At 62.3% G+C, this 7,125-nt stretch carries 6 protein-coding genes; 1 reads left to right on the top strand and 5 read right to left on the bottom strand.

What is annotated here, in order from left to right; genetic code table 11:
• Positions 1 to 279 precede the first annotated feature (279 nt).
• The 5 genes from ACR0NJ_RS18720 to ACR0NJ_RS18700 are packed head-to-tail and all read right to left on the bottom strand — an operon-like array spanning position 280 to position 6,033.
• Positions 280 to 1,290 (bottom strand): Ldh family oxidoreductase, encoded by a 1,011-nt coding sequence (locus ACR0NJ_RS18720; protein ID WP_480818611.1) that lies wholly within the window; start codon positions 1,288 to 1,290, stop codon positions 280 to 282.
• 12 nt (positions 1,291 to 1,302) lie between these two features.
• Positions 1,303 to 1,932, bottom strand: a complete 630-nt coding sequence (locus ACR0NJ_RS18715; protein ID WP_480818610.1) for a DUF3726 domain-containing protein — start codon at positions 1,930 to 1,932, stop codon at positions 1,303 to 1,305.
• On the bottom strand, positions 1,929 to 3,614 hold the full coding sequence (locus ACR0NJ_RS18710; protein WP_480818609.1) for a hypothetical protein: 1,686 nt from the start codon (positions 3,612 to 3,614) through the stop codon (positions 1,929 to 1,931). Before ACR0NJ_RS18710 ends, ACR0NJ_RS18715 begins: the two co-directional genes overlap by 4 nt.
• On the bottom strand, positions 3,611 to 4,588 hold the full coding sequence (locus ACR0NJ_RS18705) for a membrane dipeptidase (protein WP_480818608.1): 978 nt from the start codon (positions 4,586 to 4,588) through the stop codon (positions 3,611 to 3,613). Before ACR0NJ_RS18705 ends, ACR0NJ_RS18710 begins: the two co-directional genes overlap by 4 nt.
• Positions 4,588 to 6,033 carry an aldehyde dehydrogenase family protein gene (locus tag ACR0NJ_RS18700; RefSeq protein WP_480818607.1) on the bottom strand — a complete coding sequence of 482 codons (1,446 nt, stop codon included), beginning with the start codon at positions 6,031 to 6,033 and terminating at the stop codon, positions 4,588 to 4,590. Before ACR0NJ_RS18700 ends, ACR0NJ_RS18705 begins: the two co-directional genes overlap by 1 nt.
• 102 nt (positions 6,034 to 6,135) lie before the next feature.
• Between ACR0NJ_RS18700 and ACR0NJ_RS18695 the strand changes: the two genes are divergently transcribed.
• On the top strand, positions 6,136 to 7,008 hold the full coding sequence (locus tag ACR0NJ_RS18695; protein WP_480818606.1) for a LysR family transcriptional regulator: 873 nt from the start codon (positions 6,136 to 6,138) through the stop codon (positions 7,006 to 7,008).
• Positions 7,009 to 7,125: the final 117 nt, after the last annotated feature.

The following is a 7,125-nucleotide window of genomic DNA, read 5'->3' as shown; positions in this document are numbered from 1 at the left end:
GGCTGAGGAGGAATAGTGGTCGATCCGGTGGATCAATCACCCGACGAACGCGCCGGACCAAAGGTTCAAATCCTACCCCGTAAACCAAACTCAAAACAGCCTGACGTCAAATACTTAACCCAGCCACGCGCGGGGCTTACTGCTTTGGCAGCGGCCAAACCCAGCTCCACGGTGGATAGCGAGCAACGGATACGACGATGCAATTGAGCTCAGTGGTCCGAAAGCAACGGCCAGAAGTGGACATCGGCACAGACATCGAACCCGGGAAATTAAGCCAGGTCACCCCAACAAATCTTCGATTTTCGCCAATGTTGCCGCATTCACGTCAACGCCGTTTTCGCTTGCCGACACGCGGTGCGACTGGCGGCCATCGCCGGGGAGGTGGGCGCTGTCCTGCGAGCGCACCGCCTCGACAAGTGAGGCGATTCCGCCCGGGTAGTCGCCAGAGGATGCTGCCTCGGGATCAATCGCAATAAAGAACTGGCCGGTTTTGGGCGGGCCACCGGCCGTTCCTGAAAAGGGTGAGGCGTGAAGGCCTAGTGTTGCCCCGGTCAGCGTTGCGGCCATGACCTCGGTCAGCAGCGCGATGCCGACGCCCTTGTATCCGCCGGACGGGGCCATGCTGCCCTTAAGCCCGACAGTCGGGTCCGTCGTCGGATTGCCGTCCGGGTCAAGCGCCCAGCCAACCGGGATCGCCTTGCCCTCGCGCGCATGTTTCATCACTTCGCTTTTGGCAATTGTGCTGGCGCTTTGATCGATCAGAAGCGCGGGTTGCCCGTCTGCCCCCGGGGCGGCGATGGAGAACGGGTTGGTTCCGACCACGGGTTTCGAGCCTCCGGACGGCGCAATCGACGCCGGTGCGTTGGTGAAGCCGAGCCCGACCAAACCGGCTTGGGCCAACCGGTAGGTGTGATAGCCCAGCACGCCGCAATTGTAGCTGTTGGTGATCGCCAGCGCCGCAATGCCCTGTGCGCGGGCGGCGGGGATCAGGGCCTCAAACCCCAGATCAATCGCGGAATGGGCAAATCCGGTTGCCGCATCGACGCGGACGACTCCGGGCCTGGGCGCTTCAAGTGTCGGCACCGCTTGCCCGTCCACTTTTCCACACTGCACGTGCTCGCAATAGATCGGGATATAGGCAAGGCCATGGCTGGCAACCCCATCCGCCTCGGTTGCCGCTGTCGCAACGGCCAGCGGGCGTGCGTTCGCTTCGCTTGTTCCTGCGGCGGTCAGGGCCCGGAATGCCAGGTCTTCGATCTCTGTCAGCGAAAGTCTGCGCGTTTCAACCATCTTATTTCCCCTTCATTCGTTGTCGGACAACCCGGATCCGGCCCCGAGCCTGCGGGACTCCTCGGTTGCGGGTGCATAAGTGCGGTGGGCCATGCCAGTGAGGATGCGCCAGCTTTCGTCATCCGGCGTGGCGCGAGTGGCCGGGGGTCGGGCATGATCCGGCGCCGGGCCTGTGGCAATGCGGACATTGCCGGTTTGGCCTAGGTGACCGTCCGGCAGGGACAGCGCCTCCCCATCCGTTGCCGCGACACAATCGTCGCACGTGATAGTCAGGCCGGTCTCCAGAAGCCGCGCCACATTGGCAGCAAAGGGAAGCAACAGCGCCGGGGCGGCGACATTTCGGATCAGGATCGATCCGGTTCGCAGGGTGGCGGCATGATCGGACAACGCTGCGCCGGTCATCAGCGGGCAGAGATTGCCCTCGCCCTGCCAGTCGCCGTTTAAATCTTTTGGGGCGTACCGTTCCAGATCGTCAGGAAAGCCGCGCTGCAGAACCGCAGCAAGTTCCGTAGCGCCGTCCAGACCCTGCGCGCATAGCCAGCGCGTGGCTTTTGCGGCCTCCTCTGCAAGGCCCCATGAATAGCCCGCGCCCCGGGTGGCGCGCTTGGCCATGGCTTCGACCTCGTTCAGGGAAAAGTTCATGGTGTGACCTCGGGATAGACCCAGAGATCGGCGTTTTCAGGGCTCAGGTCCTCTGGGTAGGGCGCGCCGGAATACATGCAGATGCGCACCCAGCGATCCGACCGGGGATCGAAATGCGTCGCGCCAAAGAAAGAGAGTTTGGCCCGCAGCATGTCGATGGGCAAAACGGTGGCGCTGATCGTGTTGTCGCGGACCTCGCCATAAGGGGCGAAGGGGGTCATCTGCGCGCGGCGGACCGTGTGGCGGTGTTCGGGATGGCGCAGCAGGAAGGCGGCTACCGGTTCGTTGTCATCCCATCCGGTTAGACATTTGTGGGCCAAAGCCGCATCCCGCGCAGGGGCTAGCGGTTGTTCGTAGTCGGCAATCGGTTCCTCGAACCGTTCCCCCAGTCTGGGTTCCAGCTTTTCTTCCGAGACATACCACGCTCGCGCGCAATTCCCGGGGGCCTCCCAGTCCATATCCAGCGCCCAGTCAAAGCTTTGCCGGATCAGCGCCCGCAGGTCCGAGATCGCCATTGTGCCATCAATCACCTGCGCGCCGGAATGGGTGTCCGCCATGCAGCTTGCCAGACCATCCACAAGGTCTGGATAGGGCTCTAAGATCAGCGAGGTGATCAACTCCTGCCCTTCGGGGCTCAGCGCCGTTTCGGACCAGCGCACCAGCCGGTCCCAGGGGTGGTTTTCGGTCAGGTTGTCCCTGTCGAGATAGTCCGAGATTGCCGACAGGTCCGCCTTCAGCGCTGCCAGTTTTTCGATCTGAACCGGGTGCTCGGACTGCCACCACGAGACCGACAGTTTGCAGCGCTTGAAGATGTCCCGGAACGTCTGGGCCTCCGCAGCAGATGCTGTTTCGACCGAGCGCACGCGCGAGATCGCCTCTTCCCGCGCCATGATCCAGTTGTTGAACAGGACCGGGTGGTTGACGATGAAGGGGGCCATGCCCAGACCGGTGGAGTTGCCGATCCCCAGCCAGCGTGCGATGTCGGGGGCCAATTCGGCGGTCTTGTCCCCGCCCTTGGCGCTGGCCATATGCTGCACCAGATCGCGGACGAAGGTGCGGGTCAGGTAGACCGACAGCATCTCGGCTTGAAACGGCGCGCTGGTTTCCGGGCGATCCGCGATCTTTTCACGATCCGCCGCCCCGAACTTGCCCGAGCCGTACACGGCGGTGGTCCGCATCAGGTACCCGACCTTGTAAATCTGGTCCAAATCCGGTTGCTGCCCAGCTGCCAACCTGTCCACCACATGCGCCCACAACCGGACCGAGCGGTTGGCGCGCGACAAGGACAACTCGCGTTCGCTAACGCGACCCGCCTCTTGTAGCGGGACGTTTCGGGACAGCCGGTCGATATCCTCGGTCGTCGGCACGCCATCGAACAGGGCAAAGGTCGCGTCCCACGCCTCGGCGATCACGCGGTCCGAGCGTTGTTCGGGCGGCAAATCATGGGCGAAGGCGACCAGCGAATAGGCGCGCTCTGGCCCCTGCGCGGTGTAGACGGCATGGCCGACGCCACGCGCATCAATCTCAAAGACCGGGCGCGAGAAGGTCCAGCGCTCATCGGCCATGCGCCGGGTCAATTGCCGCATGAAGCTGAGCCTGCACTGATGCAGCGACCCCAGTCGCGACAGGCGCATCACCTGCGCGGGATCGCGCCGGGGGATATGTGCGCCGCTGAGGGTCATTTGGCCTGCGGTCCAAAGTTTTCGGCGAAGAAGCGATACCAGTTGCCGCCCATTATACCCGCGACCTCGTCGGCGCTCATGCCGACAGCGCGCAATCCGTCTTCGATATTGCCAAAGTCGCGGTTGTTCTGAAACCAGCCCGGCATCGGTGGGAAACCGGGGGCCGAGGCTGAACCTTCGCCATAGTCGATTTCCTTGGTCCAGCGCCCCACGCGCATCCATTCGACCACGCTGTCAGGCTGGTCCTGACACAGATCGGTGCCGATCCCCAGATGCTGTGCGCCGTACTTGTCAGCGGTGCGGGCGATCATCTCGCAGAAACTCTCCAGCGCGCAGGCGGATTTGTCCTTCAGGTGATGAGGGTAGACCGAAAAGCCCAGCATCCCACCCCGTTCGGTCACCGCCCGGATCACCGCGTCGCGTTTGTTGCGTAGGGCAGGGGCCCAGTCATGCGGGTTGGCGTGCGTGATCGCAATGGGACGCTCGGACAGGTCTGCGGCCTCGATGGTCGAGCGGTCGGCGGAATGGCTCATGTCAACCACAAGGCCGACACGGTTCATTTCCTTGATCACCTGTTTGCCCATGCGGGTGATGCCGGTGTCGTGATCCTCATAGCAACCGGTCGCCAGCAGGGACTGGTTGTTATAGGTCAGCTGCATGAACCGCGCGCCCAGATCGTGCAGGATTTCCACCAGCCCGATATCGTCTTCGATGGGTGAAGGGTTCTGGAACCCGAAGAACACCGCCGTCCGCCCGGTTTCGCGCGCTACGTCAATGTCGCTGGCCCAGCGACCTTTCATAATCAGGTCCGGGTATTGTTCGAACCAGCGGTTCCACTTTTCGAAATTCAGGACGGTTTCGCGGAAATTCTCATGGTAGGCGATGGTGACATGGATCGCATCCACGCCGCCCTCGCGCAGTTGGCGGAAAATCTTTTCCGACCAGTTCGCGTATTGCAGCCCGTCAATACGCATCAGACCGGCGTTCCGGCGCTGATATACGCGGTTTTGACGGTGGTGTAGAACTCGGCTGCAGCCTTGCCCTGTTCGCGCGGGCCATAGGAACTGTCACCGCGCCCGCCGAAAGGCACGTGATAATCCGTGCCCGCCGTGGGCAGGTTCACGGTGACAACGCCAGTACGGGCGTTGCGGCGAAAATGGGTGGCACGGGCCAGGCTTTGAGTGACGATGCCCGAGGTCAGGCCGAAATTGGTGTCGTTCACCACGCTCAGCGCTTGATCATAGCTGTCAACCTTGATGACGCTGGTCAGGGGGGCAAACATCTCTTCGCGGTTGATGCGCATATCGTTGGTGGTGTTCAGGAACACGCCCGGCGACATGTAGAACCCGTCATGCGGCATCTCCAACCGTTGCCCGCCACAGGCCAGTTCCGCGCCCTCGGACCGGCCCAGATCGACATAGGCCAGGTTTTCCTGCAACTGCTGGGCGCTGACAACCGGCCCCATCTGGGTGCCGTCTTCCAGCGCATGTCCGACCTTCATCGCCTGCGCGCCCGCGACCAGCTTCTCGACAAAGGCATCGTGTATGCCCGCATGCACCACAAGGCGCGAGGATGCGGTGCATTTCTGACCGGTCCCGCCAAAGGCCCCACCCAAGGCCAGCGTCACCGCCAGATCCAGATCGGCGTCATCCATCACGGCCAGCGCGTTCTTCGATCCCATCTCCATCTGCACTTTGGTCAGGTTCTGGATCGCTGCCGCCGCGATGCCTTTGCCCACCGGAACCGAGCCGGTGAAGGAAATCGCGTTGACCATTGGGCTTTCCACCAGCCGCTGCCCGATGCTGCGCCCCGAGCCCATGACAAGGCTGAACAGACCCTTGGGGATGTCCTGCCGCGCGATGATCTCGGTCAACGCGACCGCCGAGGCCGGGGTCAGGTTCGCAGGTTTCCACACCACCGCGTTGCCGTAACACAGCGCTGGCGCGATCTTCCATGAGGCGGTGGCGGTCGGAAAGTTCCACGGGCTGATGATCGCCACCACGCCCACGGGTTCGCGACGCACGTCGATCTCGACTCCGGGGCGGACGCTGTCGGCATTCTCGCCGATCTGGCGCAGGCATTCGGCGGCGTAATAGGTGAAGAACTGACCGGCGCGATAGACCTCACCCTTGCCTTCGGCCAGTGGTTTGCCCTCTTCCCGGCTCAGCAGCGTTCCCAGTTCTTCGGCGCGGGCCATCAACTCGGTGCCGATATTCATCAGCACTGCCTGCTTGCGCTCGGGCAGATAGGCGGCCCATTCGGCCTGCGCGATCCGGGCCTGATCCAGCGCGGCGTCCAGATGGTCGGCGCTGGCTTGCGCGAACAGGCCAACCAGATCGCTCTGGTCCGAGGGGTTGCGGTTTTCAATCTCAGCATCGCCCGCCAGCCATTCGCCGGCGATCAGGTTCAGTTTGGTCACGTCAGGCCCCAAATGCACAGGTTCAGTTAGAAACAGGATGGATTCCGCAAAGCGTATCAGTCAAACTCAAAGAACTTTAGCTTACTTCAGGAAATCTGAAATATGGCGATCAAAGTTGAGATGCTGCGCTGTTTCTGTACGGTCGCCCAGACCGGCACTCTGGCCGAGGCCGCCGATCGTCTGGGTCGCACCCAGTCCGCCGTGTCGATGACGCTGAAACAGCTTGAGGATCATCTGGGCAAGAAGCTGTTCGAGGGCGAAAGAAAGAACCACTTGTCACCGCTGGGGCAGCAGGTGTTCGATCTGGCGCTGCGGCAGGTTCGTGACTTTGATCAGACCGTTTTGGCCATCGAGGCCGCGGCTAAGGCCGAGCATGGCCTGATCCGCATCGTCTCGGTGCCGTCGGTCGGCGCGCTGGTGTTTCCGTCGCTGCTGGATCACATGACAGCCCGGTTTCCGGGGGTGAAGATCGAGTTGCGCGATGCCGACACGCAGCAAGTGCTGGATTCGCTGGCCGGTGACAGGGCCGATATCGGCATCGCGTCCGGCCATCATGCGCTGAACGGCGTGCAGGCGGTGCCACTGTTCGAGGACCCGTTCGGCCTGGTTGCTGCGCCGGATCACCCGCTGATCACACGCCCCGAACCGCCCCGGATCGCAGACCTGCTGACGACGCGGTTTGTGCGGAACGCGTTGTGCGACCTGATCGCATCGCCCGGATTTCAGGCGGTGCTGGACCGGTCCGAGATCACCATCCACAACACTCATTCCCTGATCACTATGGTCAGAACCGGGGAATGGGCGACGGTGCTGCCGCAAACCGTTGCAATGGTCGGGCCGGGTGGCGCGGTCTTTCGGGCCATTGCCGACCTGCCCGACAAGCGGCAGGTCTATCTGTATATGCGGGAACGCGCCCGGTTCCGGGACCTGTCCAAGGCCTGCAGCGCCTACATTCTGTCGGGCAAATTTGACTGACCAACCGGCGGCAGATGACCTGGACGCGGATAAAAAATACCCCGTGCCACATGACATAAGTCAAAACTCTTAATCTAAAATAATGCTACGCGTCAAAAAAAAGGGATATAATGAGTC

It is taken from the genome of Ruegeria sp. F11 (genome assembly GCF_056533855.1).
The sequence above is the reverse complement of the archived record's forward strand: the minus strand, read 5'-3'. Positions and strand labels throughout refer to the sequence as shown.